This window comes from Nitrosospira sp. TNL300, from assembly GCF_055385915.1.
In genome coordinates this window covers 628,988-648,625 of the sequence record NZ_AP041005.1, presented here as the reverse complement: position 1 = coordinate 648,625, position 19,638 = coordinate 628,988, and the positions used below count along the sequence as shown (strand labels likewise).

Sequence of the window (19,638 nt, the reverse complement as noted above, 5' to 3'; positions counted from 1 at the left end):
GTTAACTCTGCGACAGGTCCTAAGCAGGATGGATGGCTCCGAGAAGCCGTGGGCCCTTCGCGCCGGTAACCGAGGGAATATTGCCAGGCATGCCATGGATGACTTGTCGCGCGAGCCAGGCAAAGGCGAAAGCTTCCAGCCAGTCTGCGTCCACGCCCAAGCTGTCCGTCAATCCAACTTTCCTGCCGGACAATGCCACCTGAAGGGAGGCGACGAGGTGACTGTTCCGTGCGCCCCCGCCGCACACATAAATTTCAGCTGCATCCCCGCAGTAATCGAGTATACAACGGGCAATTCCGGTAATGGTCAGCTCCAGCAGGGTGGCCTGGACATCGGCCGGACTCTCATTTCCCTTCAGATAGCCGTCCAGCCAGGTTGTACTGAATAATTCCCTGCTGACGCTTTTGGGTGGGGAAAGGGAAAAAAACGTCAGTGCCAGCAGCTTTTCCAGCAGCAGGGGGATCGCTTTTCCGGTTGCCGCCCACCTTCCGTCCTCATCATACGCTTGCCCGGTATGTCGCGCGCACCACTCGTCCATCATTGCATTGCCCGGGCCGCAATCGAATCCTGTCACGTTTCCACTTCGCGGCAGATCAGTGAGATTGCTGATTCCCCCGATGTTGACGATCACGCGATGAACATGCGGGTCCGCGAACAAAGCCTGATGAAATGCCGGCACCAGGGGCGCGCCCTGTCCTCCCGCGGCGATATCGCGACTCCTGAAATCGGAAACCACCCTGATTCCGGTGAGTTCTACCAGCAACGGAGAATTGCATAACTGGATGGTGTAACCCGCTTCTGCCTGGGGACAATGACGTACGGTTTGCCCGTGACATCCGATGGCAGCGACTTCGTGCGGCGCAATGCCGCTTTTGCGAAGCAAGCCCGCCACTGCTTCGGCGTAATGGCAGGCAAGCTGATTACCAAGCATCGCAGCGCGGTGCAACTCGTCTTGGCCGGGAAAATGGAGTTCCTTGAACTGTTCGCGGAGCTTTCCCGGGTATGGCAGATAGAAATTGTCCAGCAATACCGGCCGGGGGGCTTCAAAATCGGCAAGCACTGCGTCGATCCCATCCAGGCTGGTGCCCGACATGATGCCGATATAGTACGCCGCTTTCAAATCTCTCCCGCTGACGTGACCTTTATCCCGCCGATCCAGTCGACCACCCGCCGTTAATCCAGCAGTGCGAGATTGATGCCATGCAGCATATCGAGCCTCGCCATCGACGATTTCGTTGATTCGTAAAATGCCGTGAGGTGCGCGGGAGCGATCGGTTTTCCTTCCGGCATGGGCTCCTTCAGAGGATCGCGTTGAATGCCATTGACACGGAACTCAAAGTGCAGATGGGGTCCGCTCGCCAGGCCAGTGGCTCCAACCCGGCCAATGATATATCCCTGGCGGACACGCTGACCCTTGCGCAACCCTTTGGCAAAAGCAGACAGGTGGCCGTAAACCGTGGCATATGACCCTTCATGCTCGAGGATGATCACGTTTCCATATCCCCCTTCCCATCCCGCCACCGCCACGACGCCATCGGCTACCGCCTTTACCCCTGTGCCAGTAGGCGCCACGTAGTCGATGCCCTTATGGGCCCGCCATTTTTTCAGGACGGGATGGAAGCGGCCGGTGGAAAAACCGGAACTGATGCGAGAGAATTCCAGCGGCGAGCGCAGAAACACCCTGCGCAGGTTCTTCCCATCCGGCGTGTAATAACCGCCTTCTCCACCGTCACTCCCCGGGAAGTACACTCCCCGATAAGGCACTCCCTGATTGACGAACTCCACCGCCAGCACCCGGCCTGCTCTCGTCGGTTCCCCGTTGCCGTAGAGGGAATCGTACACCACCGTAAAACGGTCACCCTTGCGCAGATCGCGGTGAAAATCTATTTGGGAAGCCAGGATATCGACAATCTGGGAAGCCACGCTGTCTGGAATGCCCGCGCGGTCGATCGCAGAAAAAAGCGAGCTTTCGATCACGCCTGATTTCATCTGGATATGTGTTTCCAGCAATGCCGGCCTGTCGCTCACTACATAGCTGCCGTCGCGCTTTTCCAGCACCACCTGTTCGCTGCCACCGGGAAAGTAGCGCAGCAGCAGCAACTCGCCCACGGCGCTGGTTTCGGCATGCACCATTCTGCCCGCAGCCAGTGGATGCAAGGCCTTCAGATCCGAAGTATCCCGAATGAGACGTGCTACATCCTGATTATTTACTTCAAGCCGGGAAAGCAGGCTCCCGATGGTATCGCCCTGCTGGATACGTTCATGACGCCAGAAAGTCATGCCCTCCGCCGAGCTGGCGCGGATTTCCGGAATCTCCAGGCCGAGGACGACCTGCTCGACCGCCGGCACGTCTTCCACCGCGGTATCGGGAGCAATACCAAAGGCTGCCACCATTCCAAACAATGGAATGCTCGATAACAGTATCAGGCCGCGCAGTGTTTTTCTTGTAAGTGTAAGAGCCTGGCTGTTGCTCACTATTTCAAGTCCCTGGTAAATGAGCCGATATAATCTGTTTCTTATGCGCGCCCATGTCTGCCTGCTGCTTGCCGTCTCCCATGCGCGGGAAATCAGCCGGACGAATCCCTTTTTCATGCATGCCAGCATCCAGCTATTGGCCGCTCTCTCCAACTCTACTTGCCCGTGCCGAAACAGCCAGCACAATGCATCCTTCGTGAGCGTCAGCAGACTGTGCGCGGAACCCCTATTCCTATATCCTCGCATAGGTTCCCTCTCGACGTCATGGCTTCAGAATATGAGTCTAGCACAAAATCAGCGGCCCATATCAAGGCCACCTGCAAGCCTCCTTTAAAAGACAAGGGTCCTGCCTCAGGTCAACCTGGGGTTGAAAGATATCGCTCCCCGACTTCATCTCCCCATTTGGCAGTAAAATAGCGCTCTCCAAACTATCGGTTTTTCAGAACTTATGTCCACAGCCGACCCTACCCTGGACCTGCTGGCCTATCATGCGTTTCCTCACCTCGCCTCCGCCCTGCGCGCACGCAAGGACGCGATCCTGCGGGAGTGGGAGAAGTCTGTCGCTTGCACCCTCCCCGCGGCTGACGCGCTCACGCTAAGAAATCTCCGCGACTCTGTGCCTCTCATCCTGGAAGAGGTGATCGACGCGTTTTCCTCCAGCCATCCCGTCACTACCCAGGCGCTGGTGGAAGGCAGCAAACTGCATGGCGAGTCGCGCTTTCAGGAAAATTACAACATGCGCGAACTGGTAGTCGAATACCAGCTTCTGCGACGCGTAATGATCGAACAGATTTCCGAAGAATTGAATGGCGAACTGGACGAGACAAGCAATGTTGCCCTGAACATGGCAGTGGATGCGGCGCTGCAAAGCGGAACGGTCATATTCGTCGAGAATCTGCAGCGACAGCTCAAGTCTGCAACCGAAATCCAGTCCAAGTATCTCTCTTTTCTTTCTCATGATCTTCGCAATCACCTCAGTCACATGACGCTGTACATCCAGATGGTTGCAACAAAGCTCGCAAAAATTCCCGAGCTTGCCGGCGACGTCGCGGACTTGGAATCGGTCAGGAGCATCATACTCAAGACCACTGCTGGAATGGATCGCTTGCTGCAATCCGAGCAACTGCGAAAAGGGTACTTTCACTCGGCGATGGAAGCGGTGGATCTGAATTCACTGGTATCTGAATCAGTCAGGCAGATCACACCGGAAGCGCAATTGAAGGGAATAGAGTTACGCATCGATGTGCCGGAAGGCGCGAAAGTGATCAGTGAAGAAGCGCTGCTGGTGCCTATATTGCAGAATCTGCTGGGAAACGCGGTAAAATACAGTTCGGATGGCCGGATAGAAGTCACAGCTCGTCATAACGCCAGCAGGGAAAACAATGCCTGGATCCTCAGCGTGAGCGATCAGGGTCCGGGCATTGCGCCGGAAAACCTGACCCACCTGTTCGATGCTTTCCAGCGCGCCGATACCTACGGCAAACCAGGCGTCGGTCTGGGCTTGTCCATCGCTTCAGAAGCGACACGGCTTTTGGGAGGCAAACTGGAAGTAGAGTCGGTGGTAGGGGTCGGTTCGACCTTCCGGTTATTGCTGCCCTGCCACATACTGGAAGACGAGGTTTCTGATCAAGGTACGTGATCCTGGCGTCTTTTTGCGGAATATGCACCCGCTCCACCGGGCAGATGGAAGCTCGATACGCTCTGTTGCTGATCATCAGCACTCCTCTGCGTATAAGGCCGGTATGGCGCACTTTCTCAAGCAAACGGGTTATGAAGATCGGGATCCCGGGCGGGTTGATTTGAAGATGGTTTTCTGTCGTTCGGTTCCAAAGAAGAGGTAGCACAGGTGGGCGCACTATCGCGCAAGCACGAATCATTGAAGCACATTGAATAAAATAATCTGTTCGGAACTGCTGGTCTGTTTTCTGCTCGGCGCACTTACCGTTCCCGGTTTTGCGCCGTTTTATCTTTTTCCGATCCCGCTTGTGACCCTCGCGCTGTTGTGTCATTTCTGGCGCAACAGCGCGCGACCTCGCGCAGCCGGATTGCTCGGCTTCTCGTTCGGCATGGGAATGTTCAGTGCGGGTGTCACCTGGCTGTATATTTCCCTGCATGATTTCGGCGCAATGCCGATGCCGGTGGCCGTGCTTGCGCTCATTTTTCTGTGCGGCTACCTCGCGCTGTTTCCGGCAATGACAGGCTGGACACTGAGAAAACTGGATATCGCGTCCCCTATCGTATGGGCTCTGGCTGGCGGGTCGCTGTGGGCCTTGTCCGACTGGCTGCGCAGCGTATTGTTCACCGGCTTTCCATGGCTGACCCTGGGTTACTCCCAGGCGCCGCTCAGTCCCCTGGCCGGTTTCGCGCCCATTATCGGTGTATACGGCGTTTCCCTGCTGGTGGTGCTGAGTGCCGCGCTGCTGTGTTTGCTCGTTCAGAAGAAATTTCGCAAGCCCCTCTATTCTTTACTCCTGCTGACGCTCTGGCTTGCCGGTTTAGGCCTCCAGCAGATTCACTGGACTGAACCCGAAGGCGAACCGGTGACCGTAAGCCTGCTGCAGGGGAACATTCCGCAGGATATGAAGTGGCGTGAGGACCAGCTCATCGGTTCCATGGAAAACTATGCCCGGCTTGTACTGCAAAGCGGCAGCCGCCTGATCATCACACCCGAAATTTCGATCCCGCTCTACCGGAATGAGGTATCGCCCATCTATCTTGCACAGCTAGCCGCCCATGCAAGGCGGAATAATGGCGACATTCTGGTTGGCCTGGTGGAAGCACCGGGCGGCCGCAGCGAATACTATAATTCCATGTTCAGCTTCGGCACCTCCCCTGAACAGAGTTACCGCAAGTATCACCTCGTGCCGTTTGGCGAATTCATCCCATTGAAGCCGGTGTTCGGGTGGATCATCAACGTCCTGAAAATTCCGTTATCCGATTTTTCACGGGGCGCGCTCGGACAGCAGCCCATGAATATCGCGGGGCAGCGGGTCGCAGTGAATATCTGCTATGAAGACGTGTTCGGCGAAGAGATCATCCAGCAGCTGCCGCAAGCCACCCTGCTCGCCAACGTCAGCAACGATGCCTGGTTCGGCCGCTCCATCGGTCCCCGCCAGCACTTGCAGATATCCCAGATGCGAGCCCTTGAAACGGGACGCTATATGGTGCGGGCAACCAATACAGGGGTCACGGCAATCATCGACGAGCGCGGCCGGGTATTGCAGGAGGCGGAAATATTCACCACCACCGCGCTGCATGGCACAGCACAGGGATTTGCCGGTAGCACGCCCTATGTGCGGTTCGGCAACAGCCTCATTCTCGGGCTTTGCGGAATAGTGCTGGGGCTTGCCGTGTTATCCGCTTTTCGCGAAACCCGCAAAAAACGGTAAAATCGCGTCTCACACAGTTTTACGCCGTCTCTTGCTGCGTCTTGCTGCATCTTACTTTTACGCCTTTTTGTCAATTACGGTCCGGCTCAATCTTACATGCGCACATTTCAGGAAATCATTCTTGCCCTGCAACACTACTGGGCCAGGCAGGGCTGCGCGCTGCTTCAGCCGTACGATATGGAAGTGGGCGCGGGAACATCCCACACCGCCACATTCCTGCGCGCGCTCGGCCCCGAGCCGTGGAAAGCGGCGTATGTGCAGCCCACCCGCCGTCCAAAAGACGGACGTTATGGCGAGAATCCCAACAGGTTGCAACACTACTACCAGTTTCAGGCGGTGCTGAAGCCCGCTCCTGCCAACATCCTTGAACTGTACCTCGGCTCGCTCGAAGAACTCGGTTTCGATCTCCGGCAAAACGATATACGTTTCGTCGAGGATGACTGGGAAAACCCCACTCTCGGCGCGTGGGGGCTGGGCTGGGAAGTGTGGCTGAACGGCATGGAGGTGACGCAGTTCACCTATTTCCAGCAGGTGGGCGGCATGAACTGCAAGCCTATCACGGGTGAAATCACTTATGGCCTGGAGCGGCTGGCAATGTACCTGCAAGGCGTGGACAACGTTTTCGACCTCACCTGGACAGAGGGGCTTTCCTATCGCGATGTCTACCATCAGAACGAGGTCGAGCAATCCTCCTACAATTTCGGGCACAGCGACCTGGATTTCCTGTTCAAAGCCTTTGCAAGCCATGAGGCACAAGCCCGGCATCTGGTGGAACAGGGACTGTCCCTGCCGGCCTATGAACAGGTGCTGAAAGCTGCGCACACTTTCAATCTTCTCGATGCGCGCGGCGCGATTTCGGTCACGGAGCGCGCCGCCTATATCGGGCGTATCCGGGAGCTCGCACGCAGCGTGGCGCACGCCTATTACGAAAGCCGCAAGCGTCTGGGCTTTCCGCTGGCGCCGGTGGAATGGGCGCAGGAATTGCTGGAGAAAGCCGCTTGACCTCGATGCACGGCAAGCCTCGTCCTTCAGGGCGGAGAAGGGTAGCGCGGACGATGTACCCGTCCTACAACATATTTATAAGCAGAGCCATTAAGCCTTGAAACGTCTCCAGGCCTTCAAATACGAATTGATGCCAACCGGCGATCAGCAGCGCCAGATGCGCCGCTTCGCGGGGTCATGCCGCTTTGTGTTCAACAAGGCGCTGGCGTTGCAAAAAGAGCGTTATGAGCAGGGGGAGAAGAAGTTGGGCTACGCCGGGCTGTGCAAGCTGCTCACCGAGTGGCGCAATGGCTCGGAGATGCGGTGGCTGAAGGATGCGCTCGTTCATCCGCTGCAACAGTCGCTCAAAGACCTGGAGCGGGCTTACACCAATTTCTTTGCCCAGCGCGCGGACTTCCCGCGCTTCAAGAAGAAAGGCCAAAGGGAGAGCTTTCGTTATCCCGATCCGAAGCAGATCAAGCTCGATCAAGGCAACAGCCGCATCTTCCTGCCCAGGCTCGGCTGGCTGCGCTACCGTAACTCTCGCTCCATTCTGGGCTTGGTGAAGAACGTCACCCTCAACCTGTCATGCGGCAAGTGGTTTGTGTCGATCCAGACCGAACGTGAAGTGGAAAAGCCCATACTGAAATCCAGCAGTGTCATTGGCATCGATATGGGCGTGATCCGCTTCGCCACGCTCTCGGACGGCAGTTGCCTTGTGCCGCTCAACAGTTTCAGGGGGCATGAAACGGCATTGCGCAAGGCGCAGCAGGCAATGAGCCGCAAGCAGAAATTCAGCAGCAACTGGAGACGGGCGAAAGCCCGCATCCAGTACATCCATACCCGTATCGCCAACGCCCGTCGCGACTACCTGCACAAGACCACGACCGCTATCAGCCAAAACCACGCGATGGTGTGCATCGAGGACTTGCAGGTTCGCAATATGAGCAAGTCTGCCAAAGGCAATATCGAGAATCCGGGTAGAAACGTTCGGGCCAAGTCTGGCCTGAACAAAGCCATTCTCGATCAGGGCTGGTTCGAGTTTCGCCGCCAGTTGGACTACAAGCTGAAGTGGAACGGTGGCTATCTTATTGCCGTGCCGCCAAAGAACACGAGCCGTACCTGCCCGTGCTGCGGCTATGTATCAAAAGACAACCGTAAAACCCAAGAGCATTTTGAGTATGTGGAATGCGATTTCGAGGAAAACGCCGATATGGTCGGCGCGATCAACATTCTAAGGGTGGGACACGCCCGGTTAGCCTGTGAAGTGAGCGATGCAGCAAGGTCGCCAGCAGCAGGAACCCACCGAAGCGTCTCAGGGGTGGCTCAATGCCACGTCTGAGCGCCGCAGGAATCCCCCGACTTCAGGTGGGGGAGGATGTCAATGATGCAACGCAAGCAACACAAGGTTTGGCAACCCGAAATCTTCTGGTTGAACTGCTGGTAGAGGAACTGCCCCCCAAGTCGCTGAAGAAACTGGGCGACAGTTTCGCGCAGGGAATAGTTGCGAGCCTGAAAAGACAGGGCCTGGCGCGGGAAGATTCGACCGCTACCCCTTTTGCTTCTCCGCGGCGCCTTGCCGTACATCTCACACGCGTAGCAGCACAGGTGCCGGATACATCCTCCCTGAAAAAGCTGATGCCGGTAGCGGTGGGTCTGGATGCAAATGGCCAGCCCACCCCTGCCCTCCTCAAGAAGCTGCGCAGTCTTTGCGGCGATGCTGATCCTCTCCCTCTCCTCCCTCAGCTCAAGCGCGCCCAGGATGGAAAAAGTGAAACTTTATTTCTGGACAGCGTCGTGACAGGTGCGACACTGGCGGAAGGCCTGCAGGCAGCGCTCGACGAGACGCTGCAGAAATTGCCCATTGCCAGAATGATGACATATCAACTGGCCGATGGCTGGAATACCGTCAATTTCGTCCGCCCGGCACATGCGCTCGTTGCCCTGCATGGGGAAGAAATCGTGGACGTATCCCTATTGGGCTTGGCAGCGGGACGGCAAACGCAGGGGCACCGTTTCGAAGCGACGACGAATCCGCTGACCGTGAAAGATGCCGACAGTTACGAACAACAACTGCGGGAAGAAGGCGCGGTGATTGCGAGCTTCTCCCATCGTCGCGCCGAGATCGAGCGCCAGTTGCTGGCCGCGGCTGGCAAGGAAGGCCTCGGATTGAGCCGGTATGACGGCCTGCTGGATGAAGTTACCGCGCTGGTCGAGCGCCCCAGCGTGCTGATGGGTGAATTTGAATCGGCATTCCTGGATGTGCCACAGGAGTGCCTCATCCTGACGATGCAGGCCAACCAGAAGTATTTCCCCCTGCTCGATGCCGCTGGCAGGCTCTCGCACAGGTTTCTGATCGTATCCAATATCCGTCCAGTGGATGCGCGCTCAGTGATTACCGGCAACGAGCGCGTGCTGCGCTCGCGCCTTGCGGACGCAAAATTCTTTTTCGACCAGGACCGCAGGAAGACGCTGGCCTCGCGGGTGGAAGGCCTGCAGAGGGTGGTATACCACAACAAGCTGGGCACGCAGGCGGAGCGGGTGGAAAGGATCTGGGCCATTGCACAAACCATCGGTTTGCAGCTCGGCGGCAATGAGCTTGTGGCCAAAGCAGGCGAAGCAGCCATGCTTGCCAAAGCCGACCTGCTCACCGACATGGTCGGCGAATTTCCTGAATTGCAGGGCATCATGGGACGCTATTATGCCAAGCATGACGGCGTGGCCGAGGAGGTCGCCGACGCGATCGAAGACCACTACAAACCGCGTTTTGCCGGCGACGAATTGCCGCGCAACATGGTTGGTGTGTGCGTTGCGCTCGCCGACAAACTCGAAACGCTTGTTGGCTTGTTCGGTATCGGCCAGATACCTACTGGAGACAAAGACCCCTTCGCCTTGCGCCGTCACGCGCTGGGCGTCATCCGCATATTGATCGAAAAGGAAGCGCCGCTGGCACTGAACGCCCTGCTTGAGCATACTGCGGATATTTTTGGACAAAGGATCAAGGGCTCAACTGGAACTACAGCGAAAACTCCAGCTGAAACCGCAATTGAAACTTTAGGTGATTTCATTTACGAACGGCTGAGGCACTATTTCAGCGCCGAATCCATCGAGGGCATCGAGGAACCGGCAACGGACTTTGGCGAACCGGGTAACGAAGGCCGCCAAGCTTTTTCTCCGCAGCAGATCGACGCGGTACTCGCCCTGCGGCCCCAGTTGCTGAGCGATGTCAAAAAACGCCTGATCGCGGTGCGCGCTTTCGCGGCCCTGCCGGAAGCCGAAAGCCTGGCGGCGACCAACAAGCGGGTGGGCAACATTCTCAGAAAAGCGAAAGTCGATACTGGCGGGGAAATCGACATCGCCCTGTTACAGGTGCCTGCCGAACAGGCGCTGCACCAGGCATTAAACCGTATAATGCCGGAAGCCGATGCAGCCTTTGCTGCCGGCGACTATACCGCTTCGCTGCAGGCGCTGGCCGCACTGAAAGTTCCGGTAGACCGGTTTTTCGATACGGTAATGGTGAATACGGAGGATGCTGCGTTGCGCCACAACCGGCTTGCTCTGCTTTCACAAATGCAGAAGACAATGAACCGGATCGCAGATATTTCCCGGCTGGCGATCTGATACCGGCAACTGATCATGAAACTTGTCATTCTCGACCGGGACGGCGTCATCAATTATGACAGCGCCGCCTTTATCAAGACGCCGGATGAATGGAAGCCGATTCCCGGCAGCCTGGAAGCAATCGCGCACCTCACGCAGGCGGGCTACCGGGTGGTGGTCGCCACCAACCAGTCCGGCATTGGCAGGGGTTTGCTGGATATGGTGTCATTCAATGCCATCAACGACAAGATGTGCAAAGCCGTCATCCAGGTGGGGGGACGCATCGATGCAATGTTTTTCTGCCCCCACGCCAATACCGACAACTGCGGGTGCCGCAAGCCTGCCACCGGAATGTTCAAGGAAATTTCCGAACGCTTCGGGCTGGACTTGAAAGGCGTGCCCGCGATCGGCGACTCCCTGCGTGATTTGCAGTGCGCAGCCGCCGTCGGGGCGCTTCCCGTCCTCGTGCTGACCGGCAAAGGAAAAAAGACCGAAGCCGAGGATGGCCTGCCTGAGAACACGAAAATATTCGCCAATCTTTCGGCGGCGGTTGATGCCTTAACGCAATGAACTGGATTCCGGTCGTGCTGCGCTCGATACTCTACGCGCTCCTGCAGCTCATCATCACCCCTTTCTACTTCCTGATCGTCTTTGCCGCGTTCCCGCTTTCGCGCCTCAACCGCTATCGCATCACCTCCGGCTGGGCGCACCTGATGCTGTTTCTGCTGACCGCGATCTGCGGCATCCGTTATCGCGTCATAGGAAAGGAAAATATTCTCCCTACGCCGAGCATCATTCTGTCGAAGCACCAGTCTGCATGGGAAACGATCGCCTTCCAGCAGATCTTTCCGCCGCAGGTGTGGGTGCTCAAAAAAGAACTGTTGCTGGTGCCTTTTTTCGGCTGGGGACTGGCGATGACCAACCCCATCGCGATCGATCGCAGCTCCAGAAAAGCGGCGCTGAAGCAGATTGTCGAGCAGGGAAAAGACCGGCTCAGGCACGGATTCTGCATCGTCATCTTTCCGGAAGGCACCCGCATCGCTCCCGGCAAAAGGGGCAAATACGGCATTGGCGGCGCCTGGCTCGGCACCCATACTGGCGCCCCGGTCATACCGGTGGCGCACAATGCGGGCCGCTTCTGGGGCAAGAACGCCTTTATCAAACGCCCCGGCACGATCACCGTCAGTATCGGCGCACCCATCGACCCCAGCGGCATGGAACCGGGTGAACTCAATGCAAAAGTGGAAGCCTGGATAGAAGCAGAGGTGGCGCGGATCGATAACCTGCACGCGGACGAAAATCCCAATCCGGACCAGACGCAAGAGGAACCCGTGGCGTGAAGAAGATTGCATTCCAAGGGATGAGGACAAGCAAACTCACGGCAAACGAACTGCGCCATATAAACCTGAACGGCAGCGAAGTCCCCTACACGCTCATGCGTTGCAGGCGCAAGACCATCGGCATGAGAGTGAGCAGCGAGGGCTTGACAGTGCGCATCCCGATGAAAGAATCATTGAGCTGGGTCGAATCCGTTCTGCAAAAAAGAGCCGACTGGATCGTCACCAAGCTCGACGAATGGAAGAACAGGAAGCCCGCCCGCCCCACGTGGGAAGAAGGCGCCATCTTCCCCCTGCTGGGGGAACCGTGGCAAGTGACGGTTACCGCTGCCGGAGCGGTACAGATGATGCAGGCAAGCGAGAACGCCAGAAGCAAGGATGAGCAGTTGGGTCTATCCCTGTCCTCCGGGGTTGCTGCCGAGCAAATCGAAAACGCCGTAATGAAGTGGTACCATCAACACGCTTTAACCTGCTTTACCGAGCGCATCACCCTTTACACAAATAAACTTGGCGTGGCCCTGCCGCAATTGCGCCTCTCCAATGCACGCACGCTCTGGGGCAGTTGCAACTCACGCGGCATCATCCGCCTCAACTGGCGCCTGATCCAGAAGCCGCTCGATCTGGTGGATTACGTCGTCGTGCATGAACTCTCCCACCTCATCGAAATGAATCATTCGAAGGCGTTCTGGCAGACGGTGGGAAGCGTGTATCCAGGTTATGCGACGGCAAGGAAGAAGTTGAAGGGGATTGGGTAAATAACGATATCTTGCTAAACCTGAGGATGGGCTATCGGTAGATGTTATCCTGAAGGAATTCGATATTTCCCATCCCCGCAGTACATCCATATCTATTCCCCATAAAAAGGGAAGCAACTGACGCATTGAACGCTTATCTATTGTTGAACGCAACACTACTCAACAGTAATAGCTGTTACGGTCCTTCAGCCTTTCAGTTTCCAAAATAGTCACTCGATAAAAGTCGGAAGCCAGACAGGATGCGTTCTATCCGCACCTTATCCGAATCTTCTGTATAGAAAATCAGGTAACGGCCAAAGGGAGCGGCTCGGATGCCCTCTCCCAAGTCTTCACGCAGAGAGGAGGCCTTGGGAAACATCAGGATCTTGCGGCAATGCTCGCGGATTTCATTAATATAAGACAAAGCCCGGGGTGGATTATCACGAGCAATGTAGTCAGCAATTTCCTCGAGGTCAGCCTCGGCCAAGGCCGAGAAAATACACTGCATGGAGAATCAAGCCTGCGGATCAAGCATAGCGCGATACTTTGCTTCAAGGCGCACAAAAACATCCTCGGCTAGCCTGCCTGGGCTCTCAATCCCTTCGCGAATTTTAGCTCGATATTCCTCAATCTCTATTTCGCGCAGGCGCTCCCGACCTTCAAGAGTGCGCAACGCTTCCCGCACAACCTCACTCGCACTGGCATAACGTCCACTCTCTACCTGTTGACGTATAAACTGCTCAAAGTGGTCGCCTATGGCATAGCTGGAAGGCATCCCATCACTCCTTTGAAAGTGTGAGATTTTATATTATCAATATTTGATAATTCCTACAAGGCGTCTTTTTTATCGCGACGTATTATCACGCTAGGCTCAGGACTCATTAATTTCATGATTCACGAATAGAATCAAATGTGATTGACTTATGGCGGAGGTGCTGCGGGCGAACACCCATGCAAACATTAATTGACGGAAAGGAGGACTGGAACGATAAAATCACTTTACTGAACAATTGAATCTGATCTGACAACTGCACCAGTCAAATCGGGAACTGTCCGATGGGATCGCAACTACTACAGATTAAATGTTCTCGTGGCCATGAAACCACTGCTATCCTGCAAGAGCAAAAATTTGAGATTTTGTTTGATATTGGCGCTCATGCGATCCTGGATGGATACTACCGCGAGGCGGTTTCATCCTTCACCTCAAGTCTTGAGTTCGCTTCCTAGACAATCGCGAGCTGAGCGAGAAGGAAGGAAATGATCAGTGGGTTTTCTTAGGCCATTTCTCGAACTCATCTATATTTATGAATACAGCTGACTAGCGCCTATGCTTTACGGATGCGAAAAACTACAGGCTTGTCTCCAGGAAGATCCTTGAGAACAAATGACAGCCCTCTTTTGATTATGGATTGTCACGAGCAGCTGACAAGCAACCAACGCAATGCCGCCCTGAAGACCAACCATGCGGGGCTCAGTCGCCATCTTCATTCTCCCGCGCAAGTTGCGACTTGAGATGATAGACATCGATGTCAAAGTCTCTGCTGTCCGAGACCGCGGCCAGTACCAGGGGCGTAACGCGCTCCCGCTCCTCCTCGGTCTCGAAGTTTGTGAAGTTGGCCGCAGCTGCCTCGGCGAACAGTTTCTCCGATAGCCGCTTTGCCTTTACTTCATGACTCTCTATGTCGGAATTGGCGCCGGGAGGGATGTTTTCCTCGATCCATGTCTTGGCCCACCACAGGAAGCGATTGCTCATGACTGCCCACCCATCTTCTGCGTTGAGTTCGGCGCCAATCGCCCCTCATGCGAGCATTTTACCCATGATAAAATAGGTTATCAACTGTAAAAATCCACGTAAACTCGTCCTCATTTTTATCTTAAGTGAGTTCTTGCTGGGAAAACACGGATATTAGCTTGAGGAGGAAGGTTAATCATGCCTGATTGAAGTAAACCTCAATAAGCTCTTAGTTTTTCAGGTACTTTATGAGATCCTTTCTTTTTTAGGCTCAGGACTCATTAATTTCATGATTCACGAATAGGATCAAATGTGATTCACTTATGGCGGAGGTGCTGCCATGAGGGATTTGTTTTACCTGTCGGAAACACAGTTCAACCGTATAAAGCCTTATTTTCCCTTGTCCCATGGAGTTTCCCCGTGTTGACGATCTGCGAGTGATCAGCGGGATCATTTACGTGATCCGCAATGGTCTGCAATGGAAGGATGCCCCGCGGGAATACGGACCGCACAAGACACTGTATAACCGTTTCGTGCGCTGGAGCCGACTGGGCGTGTTCAACCGCATCTTTGCGGAACTGGAGCACGTTGCGAATAAAACCTAAGGCTCAGCTAGAGGTTGCGGGCTCGATTGTGTTAGTATTTTCCTTTGATAATCACCTATTATCCTATGCGCATCCTCACTGCTCTTGTCCTGACCGCCCTGCTGCTGAATGCCTGCGGCCTCAAGGGGCCGCTCTACCTTCCGCAGGAACCGGCTCCAGCGCAGCCGCAAAAATCCCCGGATACAGAGAAAAAGAAGTGAGCGGTTTCCCGTCGTTCAGTTACCGCAACCGGCGTCTATGGGGAGAGTCGGTGCAACTGGAGCGCGTCGCCCTTGAATTCGGCACGCCCTGCTATGTCTATTCGCACGCTGCGCTGACGACAGCTTACCGCGAATTCGATAATGCCTTTGGGGAACGCGGTTATCTGGTCTGTTACGCCGTCAAGGCTAATTCCAATCTTGCCATTCTCAACCTGCTGGCCCGCCTGGGCAGTGGCTTCGACATCGTCTCCGGGGGAGAGCTTCAGCGGGTATTGAAGGCGGGGGGTGCTCCACAGAAAATCGTTTTTTCGGGTGTGGGCAAGCAGCCCGCCGAAATGAAGGTAGCGCTCGAGGCAGGAATATTGTGCTTCAATGTGGAATCGGAAGCGGAGCTGCATGTGCTGAACGGCGTGGCCGGGGAAATGGACAAGATTGCGCCGGTGAGCCTGCGGGTGAACCCGGATGTGGATGCGAAAACGCATCCGTATATTTCCACCGGCCTCAAGGAAAACAAGTTCGGCATCCCTTTCGATGAGGCGGAGGCGCTTTATGCTTCTGCACAACAGCTCGGCAACATACGGGTTGTCGGTCTCGATTGCCATATCGGCTCACAACTGACGGAACTGGCGCCTTTCATCGAAACCTGCAAGAAGATGCTGGGACTGCTCGACCGGCTGGAGGCGCAAGGCTTGCAGATCGATCACCTCGATCTGGGTGGAGGCCTGGGGATACGTTATGCCGGGGAAAATCCCCCCTCGGCGCGGGAATATGTCGAAGCGTTGTGCAGCGTGGTGGGCGAACGCAGGCAGAAAATCCTGATCGAACCAGGAAGGTCTCTGGTGGGCAATGCGGGCGTGCTGCTTACAACCGTCGAGTATCTCAAGCCTACACCGCATCGCGATTTCGCCATTGTCGATGCCGCCATGAACGACCTGATGCGCCCGGCGCTATACAAGGCTTACCATGAAATCCTTCCGGTGGTTGCGCGCAACGAGATGGATGCAAAAACCTATCAGGTTGTCGGCCCGGTGTGTGAAACCGGTGATTTTCTCGGACATGACCGCCACCTGGCGCTAGCTCAGGGTGATCTGCTCGCTGTGATGTCGGCCGGCGCTTATGGCATGAGCATGAGCTCGAACTACAATACGCGTCCGCGCGCCGCCGAGGTAATGATCGACGGTGATCGCGTGCACCTTATCCGCGAGCGGGAATCGATCGAGCAATTGATGGCGGGCGAGACAATCCTCCCGTAGCCATTATGCGAGTCATAGCAGAAAAAGAGTCGCAAGCCCGAGGAAGATAAAAAAACCTCCGCTATCGGTCACGGCGGTGATCATCACGCTGGAGCCCGCGGCAGGGTCGCGCCCCAGGCTGTGCAGGGTCAGCGGTATGAGCACGCCCATGAGCGCAGCCAGCAACAGGTTGAGCATCATTGCCATCATCATCACCAGGCTGAGCGAAAAACTGCGGTAAATGATGTAAGCAAACCCGCCGACCACCGCCCCCCACACCACGCCGTTTACGGCGCTCACGCCGATTTCCTTGGTGATCAGCGTGCGCGCGTTCCCGCCATTCAATTGCCCCAGAGCGAGCGCCCGCACGATCATGGTAATGGTCTGATTGCCGGAGTTTCCCCCTATTCCGGCAATGATCGGCATGAGCGCGGCCAGGGCAACGAGTTTTTCGATCGAATCTTCAAACAGGCCGATCACCCGCGAGGCGACGAACGCGGTAACGAGGTTGATGGCAAGCCAAGTCCAGCGGTTCTTGAGACTCTTCCAGATGGGCGCGAACAGGTCTTCTTCCTGACTCAAGCCGCCTACGCTCAGGGCTTCGCTGGCTGATTCTTCCCGGATAAAGTCCATCACGGCATCGATCGTGACGCGCCCCACTAGTTTTCCTTCCGCATTCACCACCGCGGCGGTAACGAGGTCGTAGCGCTCGAACGCCTGCGCTGCCTGTTGCGCCCTTTCGTCAGGATAGAACACGATGGTTTCCTTGCTCATGACCGAGCTTACCAGCGCCGCCGGGTCGCTTACCAGCAGGCGGTTCAAGGGTAGCACGCCCTTGAAATACTCGTTCCGGTCCACCACGAACAACAGATCGGTCTGGTCCGGCAGCTCGTTCAGGCGGCGCAGGTAGCGAAGCACCACTTCCAGCGTTACATCCTCACGAATGGTGACCACATCGAAATCCATGAGCGCGCCCACCGCGTCTTCCGGATAGGACATGGCCGCCCGCAGCTTCTCGCGTTCTTCCATGGGAAGCGACTGGAACACATCTTCGAGAACGTCGCGGGGAAGATCAGGCGCGATGTCCGCGATTTCATCGGCATCGAGCTGTTCTGCCGCAGCACGCATCTCGCCGCGTTCCATCGAGGCGATCAGGGTTTCACGGACAGCGTCCGACACCTCCAGCAGGATTTCGCCGTCTCGCTCCGCCTTGACCAGGTCCCAGATCAACAAGCGGTCTTCGAGCGGCATCACCTCGAGGATGTGGGCGACGTCAGCGGGATGAAGCTCGTCAAGGAACTTTTGCAACTCAGCCAGGCTTTGCCCGTGCAGCAGTCCATCCACGAGCGCCTGCTCGGGCATAGGCTGGGGGGGCAGGAGCCCTTCCGCGAGCTTGTGCTCGTACAGTAGCTGGACCACCCGCTGCAAATGTTCTTGCAGGTTTTCTGTTTCCCTGAGGTTATTTGCCATTAGGGAGGTTCCTGGAACAGGTTTTGCCTGATTGTAGGGAAAAAAACGTCGAATATTATGACAAGGTGAGTTAAGACGCAAACCCGGGCATAAAAGCACGGAGAAGCAATCGGCAATCGGCAGTCGACAGCCAACGGGATGGAAACTTCCCCCACAACCCGCACCTCTGCCTGACAAGCAGAGCACAGGGAGCACCTCGACCTCTGCTATTTTATCTCAGGGGATGGAAGCCGACGCCATACGGCGCAGAATCATGCGCGTTTTCTTCGACAGCCAGGCCGTATTGCGATTTTCGTCGTAGAACCGGGGGCTGGGAACCATGGCAGCGAGCCGAGCCGCCTGCTCCCTTGAAACAGAAGAAGCGGAAATGCCGTAGTAATGGCGAGCCGCAGCCTCGGCTCCAAACACCACATTGCCCCATTCGATCACATTCAGGTAAATCTCCAGGATACGGCGTTTGGACATCACTTTTTCAAGCATCAGCGTGATGAACGCTTCCTGGAGTTTACGCCATGGAGTTTTTTCACCGGAAAGAAACAGGTTTTTTGCCAGCTGCTGGCTGATGGTGGAGCCACCCATGATCAGCCTGCCCTTTTTCAGGTTTTTCTCGTACGCCTTCTGGATGGCGTCGAAATCGAATCCTTCATGCTCCAGAAACTTTGCGTCCTCGGCTGCAATGATTGCGCGCTTGAGATGTGGAGAAATCTGTTCGTAAGGAATCCAGCGGGTACGGAGTGTCGCCTCCGTATTTTTTTTCCGCAGTGTTTCCAGCCGGGTTTGCATGAAAGCGCTGGAAGAAGGATTGAAATAATTCCAGTAGACAACCTGGCTGAAAATCCAGAATTGATAGGCAAATACGGCGGCAATGAAAAACAGAAACGTCCGCCAGAACCAGCGCTTGAAAAACATTCTTATTATTCCTACTGTTGTTTCCAGGCTGCGCAGTTGCGCCGCCCTTCCCGGCGGATGGCACTATCGCTGATCCGCCTACCAATCTACGGACTGACGAAGTCTGACCTTAACATTTCAATTACTGGTTCCGTTTCCGGCCGTATCCCGCGCCAGAGAAAGAAGGATTCTGCCGCCTGCTCCGCCAGCATGCCGATGCCATCGGCCAGTCGCGCTGCCCCCTGCTGCTGCGCGAATTGCAGAAAAGGAGTAAGCCCCTTGCCGTACATCATGTCGTAGGCCAGCGAAGCGCCAGCAAAAATACCTTTTGGCAGAGGCGGCAGGGCGCCATGCAGACTGGCGGAGGTGGCATTGATGACAAGGTCGAATTCCTGTCCGCGAAGATCCCCGTACGCTGTGGAAACAACATTCCCCAAGGATGCAAACAACTGCTGCAAGTCACCTGCTTTTTCCCGGGTGCGATTGGCGATCACCAACGTGGCAGGTTCATGCTCGAGCAAGGGCCTGATTATCCCGCGGGCTGCTCCGCCCGCACCCATGAGCAAGACCCGCCGGTCATCGAGCGCATAGCCCAGATTGACGGTAATATCCCGCACCAGCCCCGCGCCATCCGTGTTATCTCCCAGGATATCCTCCGCCTCGAACACAAGCGTGTTCACTGCCCCGGCAGCCTTTGCCCGCTCCGTGAGGCAGCCTGATAGCGCGTGGGCTTCCAGTTTGAATGGCACGGTTACGTTCGCCCCTTTGCCGCCCTGCTGCCTGAAGGCAATTACCGTTTCCACGAATCCATCCAATGGCGCAAATATCGCTTCATAGCGAATATTCTGCCCGCTTTGACGGGCAAACCCGGCATGTATCAGGGGCGACTTGCTATGAGCGACAGGATTGCCGATGACGGCATAAAGGTCACTCATAGTCATTCATGGCGTAAGTCATGGAATCAGGCATGGATTGGAGCCCGACCGGGAGGGGGA

At 56.0% G+C, this 19,638-nt stretch carries 18 protein-coding genes and 1 pseudogene; 11 read left to right on the top strand and 8 right to left on the bottom strand.

The annotated features are described in order from the left end of the window. Positions 1–19 precede the first annotated feature (19 nt). Positions 20–1,120, bottom strand: coding sequence for an anhydro-N-acetylmuramic acid kinase (locus ACZ5BW_RS02885; protein ID WP_464542338.1), 1,101 nt, complete (start codon positions 1,118–1,120; stop codon positions 20–22). A 53-nt stretch (positions 1,121–1,173) separates the two neighbouring features. Further along, positions 1,174–2,721 (bottom strand): OapA family protein, encoded by a 1,548-nt coding sequence (locus ACZ5BW_RS02880; protein WP_464542336.1) that lies wholly within the window; start codon positions 2,719–2,721, stop codon positions 1,174–1,176. 202 nt (positions 2,722–2,923) lie between these two features. Between ACZ5BW_RS02880 and ACZ5BW_RS02875 the strand changes: the two genes are divergently transcribed. The 8 genes from ACZ5BW_RS02875 (at position 2,924) to ACZ5BW_RS02840 (ending at position 12,537) form a co-directional block, all read left to right on the top strand. After that, positions 2,924–4,114 (top strand): ATP-binding protein, encoded by a 1,191-nt coding sequence (locus ACZ5BW_RS02875; RefSeq protein WP_464542334.1) that lies wholly within the window; start codon positions 2,924–2,926, stop codon positions 4,112–4,114. Between the two features lie 256 nt (positions 4,115–4,370). Continuing rightward, on the top strand, positions 4,371–5,864 hold the full coding sequence (lnt, locus tag ACZ5BW_RS02870; RefSeq protein WP_464543639.1) for an apolipoprotein N-acyltransferase: 1,494 nt from the start codon (positions 4,371–4,373) through the stop codon (positions 5,862–5,864). Positions 5,865–5,960: 96 nt separating this feature from the next. Continuing rightward, complete coding sequence (gene glyQ, locus ACZ5BW_RS02865; protein ID WP_464542332.1) at positions 5,961–6,866, top strand: glycine--tRNA ligase subunit alpha; 906 nt, start codon at positions 5,961–5,963, stop codon at positions 6,864–6,866. A gap of 97 nt (positions 6,867–6,963) precedes the next feature. Continuing rightward, positions 6,964–8,187 (top strand): RNA-guided endonuclease InsQ/TnpB family protein, encoded by a 1,224-nt coding sequence (locus ACZ5BW_RS02860; protein WP_464542330.1) that lies wholly within the window; start codon positions 6,964–6,966, stop codon positions 8,185–8,187. A 68-nt stretch (positions 8,188–8,255) separates the two neighbouring features. Further along, the gene (gene glyS, locus ACZ5BW_RS02855; protein ID WP_464543638.1) at positions 8,256–10,466 is read left to right on the top strand and encodes a glycine--tRNA ligase subunit beta; all 2,211 of its coding nucleotides are present in this window, start codon (positions 8,256–8,258) and stop codon (positions 10,464–10,466) included. Between the two features lie 15 nt (positions 10,467–10,481). Further along, positions 10,482–11,015, top strand: a complete 534-nt coding sequence (gene gmhB, locus ACZ5BW_RS02850; RefSeq protein WP_464542328.1) for a D-glycero-beta-D-manno-heptose 1,7-bisphosphate 7-phosphatase — start codon at positions 10,482–10,484, stop codon at positions 11,013–11,015. Next, positions 11,012–11,785: a lysophospholipid acyltransferase family protein gene (locus tag ACZ5BW_RS02845; RefSeq protein WP_464542326.1), complete on the top strand. Its 774-nt coding sequence runs from the start codon at positions 11,012–11,014 to the stop codon at positions 11,783–11,785. Before gmhB ends, ACZ5BW_RS02845 begins: the two co-directional genes overlap by 4 nt. Further along, positions 11,782–12,537, top strand: coding sequence for a M48 family metallopeptidase (locus ACZ5BW_RS02840; protein ID WP_464542324.1), 756 nt, complete (start codon positions 11,782–11,784; stop codon positions 12,535–12,537). The genes ACZ5BW_RS02845 and ACZ5BW_RS02840 overlap by 4 nt, the downstream gene beginning before the upstream one ends. A 193-nt stretch (positions 12,538–12,730) precedes the next feature. Here the strand turns inward: ACZ5BW_RS02840 and ACZ5BW_RS02835 are convergent, their stop codons facing one another. From ACZ5BW_RS02835 to ACZ5BW_RS02825, 3 genes are all read right to left on the bottom strand, one after another. Continuing rightward, entirely contained in the window at positions 12,731–13,003 is a 273-nt protein-coding gene (locus ACZ5BW_RS02835) for a type II toxin-antitoxin system RelE/ParE family toxin (RefSeq protein ID WP_464542322.1), read from the bottom strand. Between the two features lie 27 nt (positions 13,004–13,030). Next, entirely contained in the window at positions 13,031–13,291 is a 261-nt protein-coding gene (locus ACZ5BW_RS02830) for a type II toxin-antitoxin system ParD family antitoxin (protein WP_464542320.1), read from the bottom strand. Positions 13,292–13,987: 696 nt separating this feature from the next. After that, positions 13,988–14,269: a DUF768 domain-containing protein gene (locus ACZ5BW_RS02825; protein WP_464542318.1), complete on the bottom strand. Its 282-nt coding sequence runs from the start codon at positions 14,267–14,269 to the stop codon at positions 13,988–13,990. A 319-nt stretch (positions 14,270–14,588) separates the two neighbouring features. On the opposite strand from ACZ5BW_RS02825, the pseudogene ACZ5BW_RS02820 reads away from it, so the two are divergent. The 3 genes and pseudogenes from ACZ5BW_RS02820 to lysA form a co-directional block, all read left to right on the top strand. Beyond that, positions 14,589–14,829 (top strand): annotated as a pseudogene (locus tag ACZ5BW_RS02820) (transposase); the annotation flags it as partial. An 89-nt stretch (positions 14,830–14,918) separates the two neighbouring features. Next, positions 14,919–15,053 carry an LPS translocon maturation chaperone LptM gene (lptM, locus tag ACZ5BW_RS02815; RefSeq protein ID WP_464542316.1) on the top strand — a complete coding sequence of 45 codons (135 nt, stop codon included), beginning with the start codon at positions 14,919–14,921 and terminating at the stop codon, positions 15,051–15,053. After that, positions 15,050–16,306 carry a diaminopimelate decarboxylase gene (gene lysA, locus ACZ5BW_RS02810; protein WP_464542314.1) on the top strand — a complete coding sequence of 419 codons (1,257 nt, stop codon included), beginning with the start codon at positions 15,050–15,052 and terminating at the stop codon, positions 16,304–16,306. The genes lptM and lysA overlap by 4 nt, the downstream gene beginning before the upstream one ends. 12 nt (positions 16,307–16,318) lie before the next feature. Here lysA and mgtE read toward each other — a convergent pair whose 3' ends face one another. From mgtE to aroE, 3 genes are all read right to left on the bottom strand, one after another. Next, a complete protein-coding gene (gene mgtE, locus ACZ5BW_RS02805) occupies positions 16,319–17,755 on the bottom strand; it encodes a magnesium transporter (RefSeq protein WP_464542312.1) in 1,437 nt (478 codons plus the stop codon). Positions 17,756–17,971: 216 nt separating this feature from the next. Further along, on the bottom strand, positions 17,972–18,664 hold the full coding sequence (gene mtgA / locus ACZ5BW_RS02800) for a monofunctional biosynthetic peptidoglycan transglycosylase (protein WP_464542310.1): 693 nt from the start codon (positions 18,662–18,664) through the stop codon (positions 17,972–17,974). 86 nt (positions 18,665–18,750) lie between these two features. Beyond that, complete coding sequence (gene aroE, locus ACZ5BW_RS02795) at positions 18,751–19,578, bottom strand: shikimate dehydrogenase (RefSeq protein ID WP_464542308.1); 828 nt, start codon at positions 19,576–19,578, stop codon at positions 18,751–18,753. Between the last annotated feature and the right edge of the window lie 60 nt (positions 19,579–19,638).